Raw genomic sequence first — 19599 nt, forward strand, 5'->3', positions numbered from 1 at the left:
AGGGGCTTTTTTCCGCCCCCCTGCCAGCCCCTCCGGGGGGCTGGCCCCGACCACCTTTTTTTGTTCGTAAACGGCGTGTTTAGGGCCATGGGACGGGGCGGGGAGTGTTAAAATCCCCCATCTATTTTGCGCACCGCACCATGAGCGAAGAACTCCGTCACGCTGATGCCGAAGCCCTGCAGGAAAGCCTGACGGTGGTGCAGACCCTCCTTGCCCGGCACAAGCTGGTGGAGGAACTGTTGCGCAAGCAGGATATGCCCCGTCAGGAGCTGGTGGCCTCCATGGTCCACCGGCAGCACCTCACCGAGCTGCGCCAGAAACTGGAGCAGATGCACCCGGCGGACGTGGCCTATGTGCTGGAAGCCCTGCCCCTGGAAGACCGGCTCACGGTCTGGGACCTGGTCAAGGCCGAGCGGGACGGGGAAATCCTCCTGGAAGTCTCCGATGCGGTGCGGGAAACCCTCATCGCCCACATGGACTCGGAAGAGCTGGTGGCCGCCGCAGAGACTCTGGATGCGGATGAACTGGCCGATTTGGCGCCGGACCTGCCCCATGAGGTGATTCAGGACGTCTTCCAGGCCCTGCCCGTGGAAGAGCGGGAACAGCTCCGTTCCGCCATGTCCTATCCGGAAGACGCCGTGGGCGCCCTGATGGACTTTGACATGGTCACGGTGCGGGAAGACGTGACTCTGGAAGTGGTGCTCCGCTATCTGCGCCGTTTCGACGAACTGCCCGACCACACCGACCAGCTTTTTGTGATTGACCGGGAAGGCCTCCTCAAAGGGGTGCTGCCTTTCAACCGCCTGCTGGTCAATGACCAGGACGTGGAAGTCCATACCATCATGGTCTCCGACTTCATCAAGCTCCATCCGGATGATGCGGCGGAAGAGGTGGCCCAGGCCTTCGAACGTTACGACCTGGTGAGCGCCCCGGTGGTGGACAGCCACGACAAGCTGGTGGGCCGGGTGACCGTGAATACGGTGGTGGACTTCATCCGGGAAGAATCGGACAGCGAATTGCTGGCCCAGGCCGGTTTGCGGGAAGAGGAAGACATTTTCGCCTCGGTCTGGAATTCGGTGAAAAACCGCTGGACCTGGCTGGCCATCAATCTGGTCACCGCCTTCATCGCCTCCCGGGTGATCGGCGCCTTTGAAGGTTCCATCGAAAAACTGGTGGCCCTGGCCGCCCTCATGCCCATCGTCGCCGGTATCGGTGGCAATTCGGGCAATCAGACCATTACCATGATTGTGCGGGCCATCGCCCTGGGCCAGATCCAGCCGGAGAGCGCCCGCCGTCTGCTGCACAAGGAATTAGGGGTATCCCTCATCAACGGCCTGGTATGGGGTGGTTTGCTGGGGGTAGTGGCCTGGTGGCTCTACGGCTCGGTGCACCTGGGCATGGTGATGACGGCCGCCATGACCCTCAATCTGCTTCTGGCGGCCACCGTGGGGGTGATTATTCCCATGACCATGCACCGCCTGGGCCGGGACCCGGCGGTGGGCTCCTCGGTGATGATTACGGCCGTCACCGATTCCGGAGGCTTTTTCATTTTCCTCGGTCTGGCCACCCTGTTCCTGCTCTGAACCGGGGACAGTCAAGTTTTTCTCCCCATGAAAAAAGGCGCCCTCGGGCGCCTTTTGCTTGAGTGATGGACCCGCTCAGGCGACCGCTCCCCGGGCCGAGTTGAGCTTGAACAGTACGTCTTCCACCAGATCGTCCATGTCCATGTCGCTCAGGCCAAAGTAGCGGGCCACGATGGCCTTGCCTTTGATCCAGTCCCCTTCCTCCGCATTGATCCGCAGGAAGCTGCCCACAATGCGTTCCGCCACCAGGCCCAGGCCGATCAGGGTGCAGCTTTCCCCGGGCAGTTCTCCAGTTTCCAGCACGGCGAAATCGTGGTGGCAGAGAATAGCCCGGGTGAGGTTTTCCGGCAGGCCCCAGTTGCGCCCCAGCAGATAGCCGATAACCGCGTGGTTGGTGCCGTGGCGCTCTTCCTCCACCTGGGTGAAGGGGCGCAGGGTGTCCTGGTTGGCCAGACCCAGGGTCAGCTTGTAGTCGTCAAAGCGGCGCATCAGCAGAGGCAGGCCGCAATCGTGAAACAGGCCGAAGGTATAGGCCGTTTCCCGCTTGGTTCCGGGCAGGGAACGGGCCAGCTGGGCGCAGACCCCGGCGGTATAGGTGGCCGTATCCCAAAATCGTTCCAGGGTAGGCTGGCCGTCCCCATTGGCCAGGGCGGTTTGCAACAGCTGGTTGATGACCAGACTGAGTACATTGTTGAAGCCCAGCAGGCGCAGGGCTTCCGCCACGGATTCCAGGGGCCGGGTGGTGCCGAAAAGGGGGGAATTGGCGCACTTGATGACCCCGGCGGCCAGGGCCACATCCTTGCTGATGAGTCGGGTGACCGTGGTGTCGTTAATCCGGTCTTTGCGCATTTCCCGGCTCAGGGCAGCCAGGACGGAGGGGCAGGGGGGAATGGTGATGCCGTTCAGCAGTTTGCCGACGGCCTGTTCGTCTATGGTTTGCATGGTCTGCAAAGGGGCTGGCGGCCTGGGCCGCGAGATGGTTTATGGTTGTAAGGCTGAATGTTACCGACTTATACGCGATTTGTGCCGCCCGGACGCTGACGCCTGTCATAAAAAATGCCCCCTGGCGGCTACCAGGGGGCCTGTCGCTCCTTTCGCCCCTTTTACCCGGGGCGGGGGGGGGCCCAACCCCTTAGGCTTTCAGGGCCGGGGAGGGGGGTAGGGCGCAGGCCTGGGCGTATTCCCGAGCAAGCCGGTCCACCAGTTCGGCCACAGGGGGAACGTCCCGAATGCCGGAAACGCCGTGGCCGGCGCTCCACACGTCCCGCCAGGCCTTGGCCTCATCCCCCCCGTAGGCGTGGGCCGGGGCGGTGCCTTCCCGAAGGCTTTCCCGGGTGTAGCCGGCCTTTTCCAGACTGGGCCAGAGAAAATTGGCCGGGGTGCCGGAAATGGCCGGGGTGTAGACGATGTCGTCCGCCGTGGCCCCCACCAGCATTTCCTTGTAGCCCGCCTGGGCCCGGGATTCCCGGGTGGCGATGAAGCGGGTGCCCAGGTAGGCCAGGTCCGCCCCCAGGGCTTCTGCGGCCCGGATGCCGTAGCCGTCGGAAATGGCGCCTCCCAGGATCAGGGGGCCGTCCCAGAACTGGCGGATTTCCCGTACCAGGGCAAAGGGGCTCTGGGGCCCGGCGTGGCCCCCGGCCCCGGCGCCGACGCAGATAATGCCGTCGGCCCCGCCGGCCAGGGCCTTCTGGGCGTGTTTGGCATGGATCACGTCGGAGAAGACCAGGCCGCCGTAGTCATGGACCGCCGCCACCACCGGGGCCGGATTGCCCAGGCTGGTGATGACGAAGGGCACCCGGTGGGCCACCACCCGGTCCAGGTCCGCCGTCAGGCGGGCATTGGAGGGATGGACGATGAGATTGACCCCGTAGGGGGCGTCCTGGGGCCCCAGGGCCCGGTTGAGCTGATCCAGCCAGTCATCCAGCTGTTCGGCGGGACGGGCATTGAGGGCGGGAAAGGTGCCGGCGACTCCGGCCCGGCAGGTGGCCAGGACCAGTTCCGGTCCGGAGACCAGGAACATGGGGGCGGCAATGGCGGGCACGGCAAGGCGCCCCTGGAACAAGGGGGGAATGGGCATGGCTCTGTCTCCTGATGTTGTTGTAGACGAACCCGGCCCCTTCCCCCGCCGGACCTCGGCGGCAACTCGGAAGCCTGGGGGCAGCCCTTAGGCCGCGCCCCTCCCCGCCGTGGCAGGGAGAAAACACCGGGTTCTCAGTCGAGGTACGACCGGGCAGCCTCGAAGCGATCCGCGAAATAGCGGCTGCTCAGACTGTCGATACGGATTTTGCCATTGGAATTCGGCGCATGCACGAACCGGTTGTCGCCGATATAGATGCCCACGTGGGAATAGGGGCGATTGAGGGTGTTGAAAAAGACCAGATCCCCCGGCCGCAGGGAATCCCGGGGAATTTCGTGGCCCCGGCGGGCGATGTCGGCGGCGGAGCCTTCCACCCGCAGCCCGGCGGCCTGGCGGTAAATGTAGGAGACCATGCCGCTGCAATCCAAGCCCGCCTCCGGGTTTTTGCCGCCGAAACGATAGCCCGTGTCCAGGAGTCCAAGGGCGTAGAGTACGACTTCCTGAGCCTTCTCCCCGGGGGGCTGGTGGGGCACGGTGCGATAACCGGTGCGCGCCGGGCTACTGCCGGTGGGCAAACCACCGCAGCCGGCCAGGACCAGAGCAATGCTAAGGAAGAGGATTAGGTTTCGTAGCATAACTATAAGTATAAACGTCAATTTTTCTGATTCAAGCCTAGGAGTGGTCATGGACCTCAAGGATCTGAATTTGTTGCGAGATTGTTGTTACCTCAATGGACAATGGGTGGGGAGCGACGACCGCTTTCCCGTTATCAACCCGGCCACCGGAGCCGAACTGGCCCGGGTGCCCCGTTTGGGCGGGGCCGCCACCCGCCAGGTGATCAACGACGCGGAAAAGGCCTGGCCCGCCTGGCGCGCCCTCACCGCCCGGGAGCGGAGCGCCGTGTTGCGCCGCTGGTATGACCTGATCCTGGCCAATACAGAAGATTTGGCCCGCCTCATGACCGCCGAGCAGGGCAAGCCCCTGGCGGAAGCCCGGGGAGAAATCGCCTACGCGGCGTCTTTCGTGGAATGGTTTGCCGAAGAGGGCAAGCGGGCCTACGGGGAAACCATTCCCACCGTGGCCCAGGACCGGCGCCTTCTGGTGTTGAAACAGCCCGTGGGGGTGTGCGCCGCCATTACTCCCTGGAATTTCCCCGCCGCCATGATTACCCGCAAGGTGGCCCCAGCCCTGGCGGCGGGCTGCACGGTGGTGGTCAAACCGGCGGAACAGACGCCCCTGTCTGCCCTGGCCCTGGCGGAACTGGCCCATCGGGCGGGGTTTCCCCCCGGGGTCTTCAATGTCATTACGGGGGAGGCTGCGGCCATCGGCGGGGAACTGACGGCCAATCCCACGGTGCGTAAGCTGTCCTTCACCGGCTCCACGGAGGTGGGGCGGCTGCTCATGGCCCAGTGCGCTCCCACCCTGAAAAAGCTGTCCCTGGAACTGGGGGGCAATGCGCCCTTCATCGTCTTTGATGACGCGGACTTGGACGCCGCCGTGGCCGGGGCGGTGGCGGCCAAATACCGGAATTCGGGCCAGACCTGCGTCTGCGCTAATCGCTTTCTGGTGCAGGACGGGATTTACGATGCCTTTGCCACCCGCCTGGCGGAAGCCGTGTCCCAGCTTCCGGTGGGGCCGGGGGATGAGCCCGGCGTGGCCCAAGGCCCCCTGATCGACGCCCTGGCCCTGGATAAGGTGGAGCGGCTGGTGGCGGACGCCACGGCCAAGGGGGCCCGGGTACTCACCGGTGGCGCCCGTCACCCCCGGGGTGGTACCTTCTACCAGCCCACGGTGCTGACCCAGGTGGGGCCGGGCATGGGGGTGGCCCGGGAAGAAATTTTTGGCCCGGTGGCGCCCCTGTTCCGTTTCCATACCGAGGCGGAAGCCATTGCCCTGGCTAATGCCACGGAATACGGTCTAGCCGCCTATTTCTACAGTCGGGACCTGGGCCGGGCTTTCCGGGTCGGGGAGGCCCTGGAATATGGCATGGTGGGCATTAACACCGGCCTGATTTCCAACGAGGTGGCCCCCTTCGGCGGCATCAAGCAATCCGGCCTGGGCCGGGAAGGTTCCCGCTACGGCCTGGAGGAATACTTGGAGGTGAAGTACCTCTGCCTGGGGGTGTAGCCGGAGGGCGGCAGAGGGGGCGGCCTCCGGCAGGCGCCGTGATACGGCCCCCACCGGGAAGGGGCCTCAAGCCGGGGCCCGGGCCTGGGTTACAGACCCTGAGCCCGGAACCAGGCCAACATCCGCTGCCAGCCGTCCGCCGCCGCTTGGGGGCGATAGCTGGGCCGGTAGTCCGCGTGGAAGGCGTGGGGGGCTTCCGGATAGACCTCAATGTGGGAAGCTTGGCTGGCCGGATTGGAACTGGCGGCCAGGGCTTCCACCATGGAGGCCACCGTGTCCGGGGGAATACTCGGGTCGGCGCCGCCGTAGAGGCCCAGCACCGGTGCATTTAGCTGATCCGCCACCTGCCGGGGGTAGGTGGGGGTGAGGGGGCTGGCGGCCCCTTCCAGACGGCCATACCAGGCAACCCCGGCCTTGAGCTTGGGGTTGCGGGCGGCGTACAGCCATACCTGCCGGCCACCCCAGCAAAAACCCGTGATACCCAGCCGTTCCGGGTCACCGCCCTGCTGGGGCGCCCAGGCAGCGGTGGCGTCCAGATCGCTCTGTACTTGCTCATCCGGCACTCGGGCGATGATGTCCTCCATGATCTGGGGAATGGACCCCAGCTGACGGGGGTCTCCCTGGCGCACGAACAATTCGGGGGCCACTGCCAGATAGCCCTGGTGGGCCAGGCGGCGGCAGATGTCCCGGATGTACTCATGGACCGCGAATATTTCCGAAACCACCAGCAGGGTGGGGAAGGGGCCTTGCCCCTCGGGCCGGGCCCAATAGGCCGGAATGGCCCGATCGGCGGCCGGGATCAGGCTTTCCCCCGTGGCCAGCCCCAGTTCCGGGGTGACGATGCGGGTTTGGGCGCAGACCGGCTGGACGGCCAAAGCGAAACCGGCGCCCAGGGTGGCACCGAGAAATTCCCGGCGGGTAAAGTCCGGGCGTTGGGGGGCGGTCATGACAGCATCTCCTTGAATGTTGACCTGCATTCTAGGCCGGGAGCCTGCCCCCAACCTGAAAGCCGGGGGAACAGCCTGCAACGGCCTTATTGAACCTGGAAAAGATGACAATCCCATGGCGCCGTGGCCCGGCCCGGACACAGGCCTCGTGAAATGGGGGCGGCCGGGGGCCAAGGGCCGTGGTGGCGGCCCCTGCGGCAATTTGTCGGCTTCTTTTTCCTTCTCCGTCTTTCTACAATGCTCCTGTCCTGCGCCTCCCCAAGTTCCCCCTAAACGCTTCGGCCCCCAGGGGCAGGACGGTTCTCCCAGGCCCGGAAACGAAAGTTTCCGGGCCTTTTCTTTGGTGCCGGGCCAGGGAACTTTATCGCCGGAAGGGGCCGGGCGAACTTGGTGCTAAAAGGGAAAATTCTCCCGTTATTGGTGCGTAGTCCCCAGTAAGTTTACTTTGTTTATATTTATTGATCATTATCATCGGGAATATAATGATGTTTATATTGCCTATTTAAACTTTGGCATGGATTTTGTTTTTATCTGCTGGTACGACCTTAATCAGGCGGTAGGGTTTTGTATTGATTTATTGTTTTTGAATATAAACCGCCAATAATATTAGAAGTATCTAATTTCTTTGTTTAAGGACATTGGGATGTATCGTGAAATGCCGAAAATGAAATGGCTGGGCTCCGTCATGGCCCTGTCCATTATGGCCCTGGGGTCTTCCGCCTATGCGGAAAAGTCTCCGGGCAAATACTGTGAAACCGCCTCCCGTTGTATGGACCCCATGGTCACCAACGGGGCCGTCACTTCCCCCAACTACCTGGCGTCCCAGGCCGGTCTGGAGGTGCTGCGCAAAGGGGGCAACGCCATTGATGCCGCCATTGCGGTGGCTTCCACCATGACCGTGGTTTATCCCCAGATGACCACCCTGGGCGGGGATAATTTCTGGATTATCTATAACGCCAAAACCAAGGAAGTGCGGGCCCTGAACGCCAGTGGCCGGTCCGGCAGCAAGGCCACCATCGACTTCTATACCAGCAAGGGTTACCAGAAAATCCCGTCCCGGGGTTATCTCTCCGCCAATACGGTGCCGGGCGCCGTCTCCGGCTGGGATGCGGCCTATCGTTATGGCCAGCAATCCATGAAAAAGGGTATGTCCTGGAACAGCCTATTCGGCAATGCCATTAACTATGCCCAAAACGGCTTTGCCGTATCCACCTCCCTGGCCCGTTGGGAAGCCATTAACGTGGATCCGTCGGATAAGGAATTCCGGGATCTGCAACGCTTCGACGGCTTCCGCCAGACCTATCTAAAACCGGACGGTTCCGCCTATAAAACCGGGGAAGTGCTGAAGTTGCCCGAACTGGCTGCCACCCTGAAAACCGTGGCCAAGGGCGGGGCGGACGCCTTCTACCGGGGCCCCATCGCCAAGAAAATCGTGGCGGAAATCGAGGCCAACGGGGGCGTGCTGACCCTGGATGACTTTGCCAAGCACCAGGCCAACTGGGTCAAGCCCCTGTCGGTCAATTACCGGGGCTATACCGCCTGGAATCTGCCCCCCAACACCCAGGGCATGTCTTCCCTGGGCATCCTGAACGTGCTCAATAATTTCGATCTGAAGAGCATGGGGGAAGGTTCGGCGGACTACTACCACACCGTGGTGGAAGCCACCAAACAGGTCTTCGCGGATCGGGACAAATGGCTGACGGACCCGGATTTCGTCAAGATTCCGGTGGATGAGCTGCTCTCCGTGGAACACGGCAAGGCCCAGGCCGCCCGTATTCAGATGGACAAGGCCCAGACCAATGTGAAGCCCCTGGATCCCAAGGGCGACACGGTTTGGATCGGGGTGGTGGATAAGGACGGCAACGCCGTGTCCCTGATCCAAAGCATCTACTTCGACTTCGGCTCCGCCATTGTACCCAAGGGGACCGGGGTACTGATGCAGAACCGGGGCAGCTTCTTCTCCCTGGATAAGAACCACGTCAATCACCTGGAACCCCACAAGCGTACCTTCCACACCCTGAACGCTGCCCTGCTGACCAAGGACGGCAAGGCCTTCATGGTGTACGGCACCATGGGCGGCGAAGGCCAACCCCAAACCCAGGCGGCTATCGCAACCCGGGTGGTGGATTTCGGCATGACGCCCCAGGACGCGGTGGCCGCGCCCCGTTGGCTCCATGGCCGGACCTGGGGGGCTGCCTCCAACGATCTGAAGATCGAAGGCCGGGTGTCTAAGGAAGTGGTGGAAGAACTGGCCAAGCGGGGTCAGCCCGTCAAAGTGGTGGATGACTACACCGACACCATGGGCCACGCGGGAGCGATCATGATCGACCCGGTGACCAATGTGCGCTGGGTCGCCACCGACCCCCGGGGTGACGGCGCTGCCGTAGGCTACTAAGGGTTTCATTCCAGCCGACCGGGATACCGGTCGGTGACAGAAAAAAGGCCAGGTGCCCCATGGGGAACCTGGCCTTTTTGTTAGGCAGAAGGTCGGCCTACATCAGCACAATGTCGTACTGCTCCTGGGTGTAGCTGGTGACCGCCTGGAGGGAGATGGGTTTGCCGATGAAGTCGGAGAGCATGGCCAGGGACTGGGATTCTTCGTCCAGGTAGAGGTCGATGACCGAGGGATGGGCCAGAACCCGGTATTCCCGGGCATTGAATTGGCGGGCTTCCCGGAGCAGTTCCCGGAGAATTTCGTAGCTCACGGTGCGGGCCGTTTTTACTTCGCCCCGGCCCTGGCAGGTGGGGCAGGTTTCGCAGAGCACGTGGGCCAGGGATTCCCGGGTGCGCTTGCGGGTCATTTCCACCAGACCCAGAGCGGTGAAGCCGTTCACCGTCATCTTGGTGTGATCCCGGGCCAGGGCCCGGTTGAATTCGTCCAACACGGCCCGGCGATGTTCTTCCGTTTCCATGTCGATGAAGTCGATGATGATGATGCCCCCCAGATTGCGCAGGCGCAGCTGGCGGGCGATGGTGACGGCGGCTTCCAGATTGGTCTTGAAAATGGTGTCGTCGAAATTCCGCACCCCGACGAAGCCTCCCGTATTCACGTCCACCGTGGTCATGGCCTCGGTCTGGTCAATGATCAGGTAGCCCCCGGATTTCAGGTCCACCCGCCGGGCCAGGGCCTTCTGGATTTCATCTTCCACCCCGTGCAGGTCGAAGAGGGTCCGTTCCCCGGTGTAATGGACCAGAAGGCTGGTGACCTTGGGGGTGTAAACCTCGGCGAAGGCGTTGAGCTTCTGGAAGTTTTCCCGGGAGTCGATGATGATGCTGGTGGTTTCCGGATTGACGAAATCTCGCAGTACCCGCTGGGCTAGGGATAGCTCCTGGAACAGCAGGGCAGGGGGCGCCGCGGTGCGGCTGCGGGCCCGGATGTCGGACCAGAGCTTGCGCAGGAAGGCGATGTCGTTGGCCAGTTCCTCGTCCGAGGCATTTTCCGCCATGGTGCGCACGATGAAGCCGCCGGTTTCCTCTTCCGGCACCAGCCGGGCCAGGCGCTCCCGGAGCTGCTCCCGTTCCTGCTCATCCTCGATGCGCTGGGAAATGCCGATATGTTTTTCCTGGGGCAGATAAACCAGCATGCGTCCGGCTACGGAAATCTGGGTGGATAGCCGGGCCCCCTTGGTGCCGATGGGGTCCTTGATCACCTGGACCATGAGGCTCTGGCCTTCCGCCAGAATGCGCTCAATGGGGCGCTGGGTTTCCCCCTCCGTCCGCTCGCCCTTTTCTCCGTTGCGGGGCTGCCAGATGTCCGCCACATGGAGAAAGGCGGTCCGTTCCAGACCCACGTCGATAAAGGCGGACTGCATACCGGGCAGGATGCGCACCACCTTGCCCTGGTAAATGTTGCCCACAATGCCCAGGGAGGCGGTGCGTTCAATGTGCAGCTCCTGGGCCACGCCCTGCTGCATGACGGCGACCCGGGTTTCCTGGGGGGTGAAGTTGATGAGAATTTCTTCTGACATGGGGGGACGGGTAAAATTCGGGTTTATTGTGGGTGCAGCGGGGTTCGGCCGGCGCCGGCCCTGAGAGGCCGATGCCCGGCCAGGGACGGCTAACCGTCCTGGCTTCCGGTCGGGGGGCGAACACTGGCGCCCTTTCCCGGCCCGTTGCCGAACTTTTCCATTCTACCCCAATGCCCTCCTCTTCCTCCTCCCCCCGGCGGCCTGAACTTCTGGCTCCCGCCGGTTCCCCGGCCATGGCCACCACCGCCTTTGCTTTCGGCGCTGATGCCGTATATGGGGGCCAGCCCCGCTACTCCCTGCGGGCTCGCAACAACGCCTTCGGTGACCTGGAGGTGCTGGCCGCCAGCCTGGCGGACGCCCGGGCCCGGGGCAAGCGCTTCTACCTGGTGAGCAATGTTTTTCCCCACAACGCCAAGGTGCGCACTTATCTGGCGGACATGGCGCCGGTGCTTGCCCTGGGGCCGGACGCCCTGATCATGGCCGATCCGGGCCTGATCGCCCTGGTTCGGGACGCCTGGCCCGATGTGCCCATCCATCTTTCCGTCCAGGCCAATACGGTGAATTACGCGGCGGTGAAATTCTGGCAGCAGGTGGGCATTTCCCGGGTCATCCTGTCCCGGGAGCTATCCCTGGACCAGGTGGCGGAAATCCGCCAGGAATGCCCGGACATGGAGCTGGAGGTGTTCGTCCACGGCGCCCTGTGCATTGCCTATTCGGGCCGCTGCCTGCTCTCCGGTTATTTCAATCGGCGGGACGCCAACCAGGGCACCTGCACCAATTCCTGCCGCTGGGACTACAAGCTCCACGGGGCGGAGGAAGGGGCGGACGGGGATGTGCGGGCCAGCGCCCCGGTTGCCCCAGAGGCGCCCCAGCAGAAGGTGTGGCTTCTGGAAGAACAGGAGCGGCCGGGGGAATTGATGCCCGTGGAGGAGGACGAGCACGGCACCTACATCCTCAACTCCCGGGACCTGCGGGCCATCGAGCATGTGCAGCGGCTGGTGGACATGGGGGTGGATTCCCTGAAAATCGAAGGCCGTACCAAATCCCCCTATTACGTGGCCCGGGCCTGCCAGGCCTACCGGCAGGCTATCGACGACGCGGTGGGGGGGCGGCCCTTCGATCCCTCCCTGCTGGGCCAGTTGGAGGGGCTGGCCAACCGGGGCTATACGGATGGCTTTTTCCAGCGCCACCACGACCGGGACTACCAGAATTATCTGCGGGGCCATTCGGAAAGCGAACGCAGCCTCTATGTGGGGGATGCCCTGGCCTACGATGCCGCCCGGGGCCTTATGGAAGTGGGGGTGAAGAACCGCTTTGCCCTGGGGGACCGGCTGGAGATCGTTCATCCCTCGGGCAACCGGGAGCTGGTGCTGGAACGCATGGAAAATGCTCAGGGCGAGCCAGTGACCGTGGCCCCGGGGAGTGGCCACCGGGTCTGGCTGCCCCTGCCAGCAGAACTGACGGGTGCCTTTGTTGCCCGTTTTCTCTAGGAAGCCCTCATGCCCCATTTGGTGACCTACATCACCGCCCACGGCTACGGCCATATTTCCCAGACCGGGCCCGTGCTGGCGGCCCTGGGGGAGCGACTGCCGGACCTGCGCCTGACGGTGGTGAGCGCCGCCCCGGAAGCCCAGCTGCGGCGCCGTATACCCCTGGCTTTTCACCTCATTTCCCGGGCGGCGGATTTTGGTTTTTGCATGGAGGATGCCCTCCATGTGGATCGGGCCGCCAGCGCCCGGGCCTACCGGGATTTCCATCGGAATTGGCCCGAGCGGGTGGCAGAGGAGGCGGCTTTTCTTCGTACCCTGGCCCCCGATCTGGTGCTGGCCAACACGGCCTATCTGCCCCTAGCCGCCGCAGCCCGGGCCGGGGTACCCGCCCTGGGCATGAGTTCCCTCAACTGGGCTGATCTATTTGCCGCCATTTTCCCCGGGGAAGCCTGGGCCCGGCCCCTCCATGAAGAGATGTTGGCCGCCTACCGGAGCGCCCGGGGCTATATACGGCTGGCCCCGGCCATGGCCATGACCGATCTGCCCCGCACCTGGGCGGTGGGGCCGGTGGCCGCCCTGGGCCGGCCCGCCCCCGCGGCCCTGCGCCGCCAACTGGGGGTCTCCCCCCAGACCCGGCTGGTGCTGGTGGCCCTGGGGGGCTTTCCTACCCGCCTGCCGGTGGAAAACTGGCCGGCCCTGCCGGATGTGCTCTGGCTGGTGCCGGAGGACTGGCGGGTAGTGGCGCCCCAGGCCCGGGATTACGAGCCCCTGGAGTGGCGTTTTACCGACCTGTTGGCTTCCGTGGATGCCCTGGTGGGCAAGCCGGGTTACGGCACCTTTGGGGAGGCCGGTTGCAACGGGGTGCCCATGCTCTATGTGCGGCGCCCTGGCTGGGCGGAGCAGGACGCCCTCATCCCCTGGCTGGAACGCCAGGGCCGCTGCGAAGAAGTGAACCAAGCTGACCTTCTGGCAGGTCACCTGGGGCCCGCCCTGGAAAAACTTTGGGCTCGCACGGCTCCTCCCTGTCCCCAGGCCACGGGGGCCCGGGAAGGTGCGGCTATTCTGGCCGCCTGGCTGGGGGACGGGGAAATACCGCCCTTTTCCCCGCCCCGGGGATAGGCGCAGGGGAACCCGTTATCCGAACGGCGCAGGGGAAGATGCCGTGAAAAAGCAGACGGGAAAGTGGCGTTCATGGAGCCCCATTTTGTTGAGGGCGTGGGGTTCGGGTGAGGGAGGTCGGCTGATTTAGGCGCCAGCCGACGCTCTCAGAAAGCGTGGGGAAGAACTACTTGGGGGGTAAAACAAGGGCGACGCCAAGCCCCCGCTGCTTTGGGGCGCCAAGGGGAGACACTGGGCGCTTCCACAACCGTTGCCCCGCCGCCGGCCGGATCAGTCCCTTACAAGGGGTAGCCGCATTCCCGCAGCAGTTCGCCGGTCTCAAACAGGGGTAGGCCCATGACGCCGCTGTAGCTGCCTTCCAGGCGTCGGACAAATAGTCCGGCCCGGCCCTGGATGCCGTAGGCCCCGGCCTTGTCCATGGGTTCGCCGCTGGCGATGTAGCGGGCGATTTCCCCCGGTTCCAGGGGACGGAAGTGCACCATGGTTTCCGACAGGGTGCTGCGGGTCTGGTCGTTCCAGACCAGGGCCAGGGCGGTGAGCACCCGATGGCTGGAGCCGGACAGCAGTTTCAGCATCCGTTCCGCATCCGCTCCGTCCTTGGGTTTACCCAGAATCTGGCCGTCCACCGCCACCGTGGTGTCGGCGGCCAGCACCGGCTGGGCGATGAGGTGGCGCATGGTCATGAGCCGGACCCCGTGTTCCGCCTTGGCCAGGGTGACCCGTTGCACATAGGCCACCGGGTCTTCCCCGGGGAAAGGGGTTTCATCCACTTCCGGGTCCTGGCGGGGGGAGCCCCGGGAGATGAGGCTGTCGAACAGGACGCCGATCTGGGTCAGCAGCTCCCGCCGGCGGGGGCTGTGGGAGGCCAGGTAAATGCGGGGCGGCAGGGGAATGGTCATGGGCGGGCTTCCCTATTCCCGATGGTAGGGATGGTTGTGGATGACACTCCAAGCCCGGTAAATCTGTTCGCAAAGCATCAGGCGGGCGAAGGCGTGGGGCAGGGTCAGGCTGGAGAGCCGCAGCATACCGTCGGCCTGGGATTTCAGGGCCGGGTCCAGGCCGTCGGCGCCGCCAATGAGAAAGGCCACGTCCCGGCCGTCCTGCATCCACTGTTCCAGGCGCTGGGCCAACTGGAGCGTGGTGAGATTGTCGCCCCGCTCGTCCAGGGCGATGATCCGGGCGTTGTGGGGCAGGGCGGCCTGAATCCGCTGCTTTTCCGCCGCCATGAGCTGTTCCCGGGTTTTGCCGCCGCTCCGGGGTTCGGGCTTGATTTCGTGCACCGCCACGGGCATTTCCCGGGGCATGCGCTTCAGGTATTCCTGGCAACCTTCGGCGACCCAGTCCGGGAGCCGGTGGCCCACGGCGAGAATAGCCAGTTTCATAGGACCGGGCGGCCGTCTCCGTTAAAGAGGCCGGTGCGGCGGGGCGCCACCGGTTCCCCGCCCCAGATTTCTTCCAAGTTGTAATAGCTGCGTACGGCGGGCTGCATGACGTGGACCACCACGTCCCCCAGATCCACCAGCACCCATTCGCCGTTTTCTTCCCCTTCCACGGAAATGACTTCCCCTCCCGCTTCCCGGACCATTTCCTGGACACTGCGGGCCAGTGATTTGACCTGCCGGTTGGAGTCACCGCTGGCGATGATGACCCGGTCGAAAAGGGAGGTAAGGGGGGTGGTGTCGATGATCTGAATGTCCTTGCCCTTGATGTCTTCCAGGGCTTCCACCACCAGGTGTTCCAGTTTGCTGACTTCCATGAATTGTCGAAGATTGGGGAGTAAAAAGGTTGAAAAATGAGGCGAACGGCTGATAAATCGCGGCAGCTTGCCGGGGGCGAAGCCCTAGGTGTTGCGGTACAAACCGTGGGCTTCAATATAAGCGATAACTTGGGCGGGCAGCAAATAGCGGGGACTGCGGCCGTTGAGCAGGAGATTGCGTACCTGGGTGGCGGAAATGGCCAGCTGGGTCATGGCAAAGGTGGCGATGCAGCCCGCCGGGGACGCCGCCAGGGCTTCCGGAGAACAGCGCCGGGCCTGGAATTCTGGAGCCAAAGCCGGGGGCAGGTTGGCAGCGGCCACGGTAAAGCCGGGCCGGTGGGCTACTGCCACATGGGCTAGGCCCAGAATGTCCTGCCAGCGGTGCCAGGACGCCAGCCCGGCAAAGGCGTCGGCGCCCAGGAGCAGCACCAGGGGCCGCTCCGCTCCCTCCTGGGTGCGCAGCCGTTCCAGGGTACGGACCGTGTAGCTGGGTTCCCGGGCTGCCACTTCGGCGTCATCCAGGGAAAACAGGGGGTTGTCCCCAATGGCCAGGCGCACCATCTCCAGGCGATGGGCCGGGGTGACCCGGGGGGCTTCCCGGTGGGGGGGCTGACCGGCGGGAATCCAGCGCACCTGGGCCAGGCCCAGGCTTTCCGCCCCTTCTTCCGCCAGGCGCAGATGGCCCAGATGCACCGGGTCGAAGGTGCCGCCGAAAAGTCCGAGGGGGCGCGCCTCAGGCCTGGATGACATCGTCTTCGAGGAAGATTTCCCGGTAGCTGACGTAGAAGCTGGCCATCAGGGTGGGGGCCAGGATCAGCACCAGGGGCACGGTCAGCAGGGCAGAAACGAAACCGGCGGCGTCGGCGAACAGGGCGGCGCAGAGGGCGAGCAGGGCGGCGGGAAAAATACCGCTCCACAGGGCCACATTCAGGGCATAGGCCAGAAAGGGGCGCCAGTTACGCTTGCAGGCGACAAAGCTGAAAAACAGGGCTTTTACGGGCTTGCAGCCGTGCCAGGCCACCAGCAGGGGGGCGAACCAGTAGGCCATGACCACGGGGGTCACCAGCAGCAGGGCGAGTCCGGCGGAAAGCGCGAACTGGCCGTTTTCCAGGGCGTCTTCCGGCACGCTTTTGCCAGCAAAAATGAAATTGAACAGGGCGCCCTGATCCACCAGGGCGCTCAAACCCATGATGCACACCAGGGCCACCAGATAGATGCCTCCCAGCAGCACTAAGGCCTGGGGCTGGCGCTGGATGCCGGTGAGCAGGAGGGGCAGCTTGGGCCGCTGCTCCCGTTCCACCAGGCGGCAGCCGTTCATGAGCATGACGGACAGGGCGGGCAGGGCCAGATAGGAAATGACGCCCCCCACCAGGGGGAAAATGCTGATCAGGGCCAGGCACAGCCAGTAGGTGAGGACCAGCAGGGTCAGCAGGGGCGGGTTGCGGCGGAACATCCGGTACCCGGCGGGCAACCAGCGCCAGCCTTGGCCGGCGGACAGGGTCAGGGCTTGCATGAAGAGACGATCAGGAGCCGGGGAAAATATCCCGGTAAGAAGCATAGAGGGCGCCGAACATGACCGGTCCCAGGACCAGGAAACCCAGGCCCATGGGCAGGGCGGCCACGAAGGCGAGTACGGCGAAGATGATGCCAAACACCAGGAAAGGCACCAGATTTTTCAGGCAGGCGTGGAAACTGGCCTTGCAGGCGGCCCAGGGCTGCATGTGGTTGAACAGCACCAGGGCCGGGGAAAACCAGGTGGCCATGAAAAGGGGAATGGAGAGGGCCAGGCTGAGGATAAAAGCCAGGAACATGCCGCCGATGGCGATGCTCATGCCCATGAGGGGATGGCCGCTGAGAAAGCCACCCAGGATGGCGCTGCCCCCCAGCAGGGTCATGCAGACTTCGATAATCAGCCAGCCCGCCATGTACAGCACCCCCAGAAGCACCAAGCCGCTGGTTTCTTCCTTAAAGCCCAAAAACAGGTCGCCGATGCGGAATTCTTCGTCCATTTCCGCCTTGCGTACCGCCGTGAGCATTCCGGCGATCAGCAGGGGCAGTAGCAGATGGGCGGCCAGCCCGCCCACCAGGGGCACCATGGCGGTGGCGATGATGAGTACCAGGAAGAGGGCCATCAGGCCCACCCAGACCCCGGGATTTTTCTCAAAAACACCCCAGCCGTAGCGCAGCCACTCCACCGGGGCACCGGGGTCGGCGATGCGGCTATCTCCGGAGAACGGCGTCGGAGGAAGGGGAAAAGAGTGGGGATCGGCGGTCATGGATGGGGGGCAGGGGAAAATACGGGGCAGGGACAGGGGTGTCGATGCATCCTGAATTATCGCAGCCTTTGCCCCGGGTGACTACCGCTCCGGCGCGGGATTTGGCGGCTTTTCGGGAAAATCCGCCCCCGTGGCCCGGGGGCCTCAGGGGGCCGGGGTGAGCTGGGCCGGGGTGGCGTCCAACAACCAGACCAGCAAGCGGCGGAAATGTTCCGGGTCCTTCACCGTTACCAGCTCTCCCGGACGGGGTGCCAGGGCGTCCTCCTGGCGGGAGAGCCAGAAGCGCAGGGCGGCGGCCCGCAGCTGGCGGGGCCAGTCCGCCAGTTCTGCCGGGCTCAAGGGGCGCACTTTCCGGTAGGCCTGGAACAGGGCGGCGAGGCGAGTGGGGTCCAGGCATTCCTGGCCCCGGGCCTCGGCCTCGGGGGGCAGGCACCAGTCATTGACCACCACCGCCAGATCGAAGACCAGGTCTTCCTCTCCGGCGAAGTAGAAGTCCAGGATGCCGGTCAGCTGATCTCCCTGGAACAGGGTGTTGTCCCGAAACAGGTCGGCGTGGATCAGGCCCCGGGGCAGGGCCGGGCCGGCTGCGGTGGCGGTCAGGGCCCGGGCCAGCAGGGCTTGCCGGGGCGCTCTCAGGCGGGGAGCCAGGGCGGCGCCAGTGCGCTGACGCCAGGCCTGGTCCCGGCAATGGGGGGGTAGGGTCAGGCCGGGGGGCTGGAAGTCCCGGGACGCCAGATGGAGACGGGCCAGGGCCTGGCCCATGGCGGCACATTGGGCGGGATTGGGGGCTTCCGGCGGACGTCCCGCCAGACGGGTAAAGAGGGCGGCGGGACGGTCGCAGAGGCGGCCCAGGTGCTGCCCCTGTCGGTTCGCTACGGGGGCGGGGCAGGGAATGTGCCGAGCGGCCAAATGGGCCATGAAGGCCAGATAGACGGCCAGGCTTTCCGGGGTATGGCGTTCGAAGAGGGTGAGTACCCAATCGCCCCGACCGGTGGAAACGAAGAAATTGCTGTTTTCCACCCCGGCGGCGATGCCCTGGAATTGCTCCAGGGGGCCCAGATCATAGGCTGTCAGCCAGGCGGCCAGAGCCTCCCGGCTGACGGGGGTGAAGACGGACACGGAAACAGCCGGAGGATCAGAAGGTGCCGATCACCCACATGGGGACTCGAACGCCAGAGTCGTTGGATTCCTTGCGCACGAAATTGCCCGTGCCCTGTTCGTCCACCAGGAAGTAGGGGGTGCCGTGGGTGGGGATGACCTTGACCATGTAGAGCTTGCCGTTGACCCGGTACTCTTCCACCGTGTCGTTTTCCCGCTGTTTGATGGTCACCTGGGGCTCAGCGCTGTCGTCCACCGGCGCCATGGCGGGGGGGGGCGGGGGATCGGCGGGCAGGGGCTTGGCGTCCGCAGCTTGGGCGCTCAAGGCGAAAAGGGGAGTGGCCAGGCAGGCAAAGGCCAGCAGGGAAAGCAGACGGCGCATGAGAGTTCCTGTGGGTGTCGTGGGCTGATTCTATTACAAATTGAGGAGCATCTCCCGCTCCGCCGGCAGGGGATTGAAGCCCCGGCTCTCGTAGTGCTTGAAGATGGCCTCCACCACTTCTTCCGGTTCGTTAATCACCTGGATCAGATCCAGATCCTGGGGGGCGATCATGTGTTCGCTTACCAGACGGTCCTTGAACCAGTCCAGCAGGCCCCGCCAGAAGGGTTCATGGACCAGGATCAGGGGAATCTTGCGGCTTTTGCCGGTCTGGATCAGGGTCAGGGCTTCCAGCAATTCGTCCAGGGTGCCGAAGCCCCCGGGCATGACCACGTAGGCGCTGGCGCACTTCACGAACATGAATTTGCGGGCGAAAAAGTGGCGAAAGGTCTGGGAAATGTCCTGGAACGGGTTGGATACCTGTTCGTGGGGCAGCTGGATGTTGAGGCCCACGGAAGGGCTTTTGCCGAAATAGGCGCCCTTGTTGGCCGCTTCCATAATGCCCGGACCGCCGCCGGAAATCACCGAGAAGCCCGCGTCGGACAGGAGCCGGGCGATTTTTTCCGCCTGCATGTAGTAAGCCGAATCCGGGGGCACCCGGGCGCTGCCGAAGATGGAAACGGCGGGCCGGATGGCGGACAGCCGTTCGGTGGCCTCAACGAATTCTGCCATAATGCCGAATACCCGCCAGGATTCCCGGGCCGAGTAAGCCGGATTCGTGGGATCGGCGCTATGGGCGCTGGCCATGCGGGGTAGCTTGTCTTTTTCGCTCATTCTCA

Annotated in this window: 19 protein-coding genes; 5 read left to right on the forward strand and 14 right to left on the reverse strand. The window is 64.2% G+C overall.

The window, feature by feature from the left end; translation table 11 throughout:
• Nucleotides 1–140 precede the first annotated feature (140 nt).
• Entirely contained in the window at nucleotides 141–1583 is a 1443-nt protein-coding gene (gene mgtE / locus Azoinq_RS08775) for a magnesium transporter (RefSeq protein WP_216129931.1), read from the forward strand.
• Between the two features lie 75 nt (nucleotides 1584–1658).
• On the opposite strand, the gene Azoinq_RS08780 is transcribed toward mgtE, so the two are convergent.
• The 3 genes from Azoinq_RS08780 to Azoinq_RS08790 form a co-directional block, all read right to left on the reverse strand.
• Nucleotides 1659–2525 carry an HDOD domain-containing protein gene (locus Azoinq_RS08780; RefSeq protein ID WP_216129929.1) on the reverse strand — a complete coding sequence of 289 codons (867 nt, stop codon included), beginning with the start codon at nucleotides 2523–2525 and terminating at the stop codon, nucleotides 1659–1661.
• Between the two features lie 190 nt (nucleotides 2526–2715).
• On the reverse strand, nucleotides 2716–3660 hold the full coding sequence (locus Azoinq_RS08785) for an NAD(P)H-dependent flavin oxidoreductase (RefSeq protein WP_216129927.1): 945 nt from the start codon (nucleotides 3658–3660) through the stop codon (nucleotides 2716–2718).
• 134 nt (nucleotides 3661–3794) lie between these two features.
• Nucleotides 3795–4295 carry a C40 family peptidase gene (locus tag Azoinq_RS08790; protein ID WP_216129925.1) on the reverse strand — a complete coding sequence of 167 codons (501 nt, stop codon included), beginning with the start codon at nucleotides 4293–4295 and terminating at the stop codon, nucleotides 3795–3797.
• A 49-nt stretch (nucleotides 4296–4344) separates the two neighbouring features.
• Here Azoinq_RS08790 and Azoinq_RS08795 point away from each other — a divergent pair, with 49 nt between their 5' ends.
• Nucleotides 4345–5787 carry an NAD-dependent succinate-semialdehyde dehydrogenase gene (locus tag Azoinq_RS08795; protein ID WP_216129923.1) on the forward strand — a complete coding sequence of 481 codons (1443 nt, stop codon included), beginning with the start codon at nucleotides 4345–4347 and terminating at the stop codon, nucleotides 5785–5787.
• A gap of 89 nt (nucleotides 5788–5876) precedes the next feature.
• On the opposite strand, the gene Azoinq_RS08800 is transcribed toward Azoinq_RS08795, so the two are convergent.
• The gene (locus Azoinq_RS08800; protein WP_232368447.1) at nucleotides 5877–6734 is read right to left on the reverse strand and encodes a dienelactone hydrolase family protein; all 858 of its coding nucleotides are present in this window, start codon (nucleotides 6732–6734) and stop codon (nucleotides 5877–5879) included.
• 655 nt (nucleotides 6735–7389) lie between these two features.
• On the opposite strand from Azoinq_RS08800, the gene ggt reads away from it, so the two are divergent.
• A complete protein-coding gene (ggt, locus tag Azoinq_RS08805; protein WP_216129919.1) occupies nucleotides 7390–9129 on the forward strand; it encodes a gamma-glutamyltransferase in 1740 nt (579 codons plus the stop codon).
• Nucleotides 9130–9226: 97 nt separating this feature from the next.
• Here the strand turns inward: ggt and rng are convergent, their stop codons facing one another.
• Complete coding sequence (gene rng, locus Azoinq_RS08810; RefSeq protein WP_216129917.1) at nucleotides 9227–10702, reverse strand: ribonuclease G; 1476 nt, start codon at nucleotides 10700–10702, stop codon at nucleotides 9227–9229.
• A gap of 170 nt (nucleotides 10703–10872) precedes the next feature.
• On the opposite strand from rng, the gene trhP reads away from it, so the two are divergent.
• Both trhP and Azoinq_RS08820 read left to right on the forward strand, forming a co-directional pair.
• Nucleotides 10873–12192 (forward strand): prephenate-dependent tRNA uridine(34) hydroxylase TrhP, encoded by a 1320-nt coding sequence (gene trhP / locus Azoinq_RS08815; RefSeq protein WP_216129915.1) that lies wholly within the window; start codon nucleotides 10873–10875, stop codon nucleotides 12190–12192.
• Between the two features lie 9 nt (nucleotides 12193–12201).
• A complete protein-coding gene (locus tag Azoinq_RS08820) occupies nucleotides 12202–13311 on the forward strand; it encodes a hypothetical protein (RefSeq protein ID WP_216129914.1) in 1110 nt (369 codons plus the stop codon).
• Between the two features lie 278 nt (nucleotides 13312–13589).
• Here the strand turns inward: Azoinq_RS08820 and Azoinq_RS08825 are convergent, their stop codons facing one another.
• The 9 genes from Azoinq_RS08825 to Azoinq_RS08865 all read right to left on the reverse strand — a co-directional run bounded on the left by Azoinq_RS08825 (nucleotide 13590) and on the right by Azoinq_RS08865 (nucleotide 19594).
• Entirely contained in the window at nucleotides 13590–14210 is a 621-nt protein-coding gene (locus tag Azoinq_RS08825) for a Maf family protein (RefSeq protein ID WP_216129912.1), read from the reverse strand.
• 12 nt (nucleotides 14211–14222) lie between these two features.
• Nucleotides 14223–14693: a 23S rRNA (pseudouridine(1915)-N(3))-methyltransferase RlmH gene (gene rlmH / locus Azoinq_RS08830; RefSeq protein ID WP_216129910.1), complete on the reverse strand. Its 471-nt coding sequence runs from the start codon at nucleotides 14691–14693 to the stop codon at nucleotides 14223–14225.
• Complete coding sequence (rsfS, locus tag Azoinq_RS08835; RefSeq protein WP_216129908.1) at nucleotides 14690–15067, reverse strand: ribosome silencing factor; 378 nt, start codon at nucleotides 15065–15067, stop codon at nucleotides 14690–14692. Before rsfS ends, rlmH begins: the two co-directional genes overlap by 4 nt.
• Nucleotides 15068–15151: 84 nt before the next feature.
• Nucleotides 15152–15817 (reverse strand): nicotinate-nucleotide adenylyltransferase, encoded by a 666-nt coding sequence (gene nadD, locus Azoinq_RS08840; RefSeq protein WP_216129906.1) that lies wholly within the window; start codon nucleotides 15815–15817, stop codon nucleotides 15152–15154.
• Nucleotides 15801–16580, reverse strand: a complete 780-nt coding sequence (locus Azoinq_RS08845; protein WP_216129904.1) for a BPSS1780 family membrane protein — start codon at nucleotides 16578–16580, stop codon at nucleotides 15801–15803. Before Azoinq_RS08845 ends, nadD begins: the two co-directional genes overlap by 17 nt.
• 10 nt (nucleotides 16581–16590) lie before the next feature.
• Entirely contained in the window at nucleotides 16591–17343 is a 753-nt protein-coding gene (locus Azoinq_RS08850; protein WP_216129902.1) for a BPSS1780 family membrane protein, read from the reverse strand.
• Between the two features lie 144 nt (nucleotides 17344–17487).
• Nucleotides 17488–18462: a homoserine kinase gene (locus tag Azoinq_RS08855; RefSeq protein ID WP_216129900.1), complete on the reverse strand. Its 975-nt coding sequence runs from the start codon at nucleotides 18460–18462 to the stop codon at nucleotides 17488–17490.
• A gap of 16 nt (nucleotides 18463–18478) precedes the next feature.
• Nucleotides 18479–18823, reverse strand: a complete 345-nt coding sequence (locus tag Azoinq_RS08860) for a DUF2782 domain-containing protein (RefSeq protein WP_216129898.1) — start codon at nucleotides 18821–18823, stop codon at nucleotides 18479–18481.
• Between the two features lie 33 nt (nucleotides 18824–18856).
• The gene (locus tag Azoinq_RS08865) at nucleotides 18857–19594 is read right to left on the reverse strand and encodes an LOG family protein (RefSeq protein WP_216129896.1); all 738 of its coding nucleotides are present in this window, start codon (nucleotides 19592–19594) and stop codon (nucleotides 18857–18859) included.
• Between the last annotated feature and the right edge of the window lie 5 nt (nucleotides 19595–19599).

Source organism: Azospira inquinata (assembly GCF_018905915.1).
GTDB classification, from domain to species: domain Bacteria; phylum Pseudomonadota; class Gammaproteobacteria; order Burkholderiales; family Rhodocyclaceae; genus Azospira; species Azospira inquinata.

Coding starts and splice junctions, on each gene's coding strand:
- Azoinq_RS08845 (WP_216129904.1), bottom strand. CDS start 16,580: ATGCAAGCCCTGACCCTGTCCGCCGGCCAAGGCTGGCGCTGGTTGCCC.
- trhP (WP_216129915.1), top strand. CDS start 10,873: ATGCCCTCCTCTTCCTCCTCCCCCCGGCGGCCTGAACTTCTGGCTCCC.
- Azoinq_RS08780 (WP_216129929.1), bottom strand. CDS start 2,525: ATGCAAACCATAGACGAACAGGCCGTCGGCAAACTGCTGAACGGCATC.
- ggt (WP_216129919.1), top strand. CDS start 7,390: ATGCCGAAAATGAAATGGCTGGGCTCCGTCATGGCCCTGTCCATTATG.
- Azoinq_RS08850 (WP_216129902.1), bottom strand. CDS start 17,343: ATGACCGCCGATCCCCACTCTTTTCCCCTTCCTCCGACGCCGTTCTCC.
- rng (WP_216129917.1), bottom strand. CDS start 10,702: ATGTCAGAAGAAATTCTCATCAACTTCACCCCCCAGGAAACCCGGGTC.
- nadD (WP_216129906.1), bottom strand. CDS start 15,817: ATGTCATCCAGGCCTGAGGCGCGCCCCCTCGGACTTTTCGGCGGCACC.
- Azoinq_RS08825 (WP_216129912.1), bottom strand. CDS start 14,210: ATGACCATTCCCCTGCCGCCCCGCATTTACCTGGCCTCCCACAGCCCC.
- Azoinq_RS08785 (WP_216129927.1), bottom strand. CDS start 3,660: ATGCCCATTCCCCCCTTGTTCCAGGGGCGCCTTGCCGTGCCCGCCATT.
- rlmH (WP_216129910.1), bottom strand. CDS start 14,693: ATGAAACTGGCTATTCTCGCCGTGGGCCACCGGCTCCCGGACTGGGTC.
- Azoinq_RS08795 (WP_216129923.1), top strand. CDS start 4,345: ATGGACCTCAAGGATCTGAATTTGTTGCGAGATTGTTGTTACCTCAAT.
- Azoinq_RS08860 (WP_216129898.1), bottom strand. CDS start 18,823: ATGCGCCGTCTGCTTTCCCTGCTGGCCTTTGCCTGCCTGGCCACTCCC.
- Azoinq_RS08865 (WP_216129896.1), bottom strand. CDS start 19,594: ATGAGCGAAAAAGACAAGCTACCCCGCATGGCCAGCGCCCATAGCGCC.
- Azoinq_RS08820 (WP_216129914.1), top strand. CDS start 12,202: ATGCCCCATTTGGTGACCTACATCACCGCCCACGGCTACGGCCATATT.
- rsfS (WP_216129908.1), bottom strand. CDS start 15,067: ATGGAAGTCAGCAAACTGGAACACCTGGTGGTGGAAGCCCTGGAAGAC.
- mgtE (WP_216129931.1), top strand. CDS start 141: ATGAGCGAAGAACTCCGTCACGCTGATGCCGAAGCCCTGCAGGAAAGC.
- Azoinq_RS08800 (WP_232368447.1), bottom strand. CDS start 6,734: ATGACCGCCCCCCAACGCCCGGACTTTACCCGCCGGGAATTTCTCGGT.
- Azoinq_RS08790 (WP_216129925.1), bottom strand. CDS start 4,295: ATGCTACGAAACCTAATCCTCTTCCTTAGCATTGCTCTGGTCCTGGCC.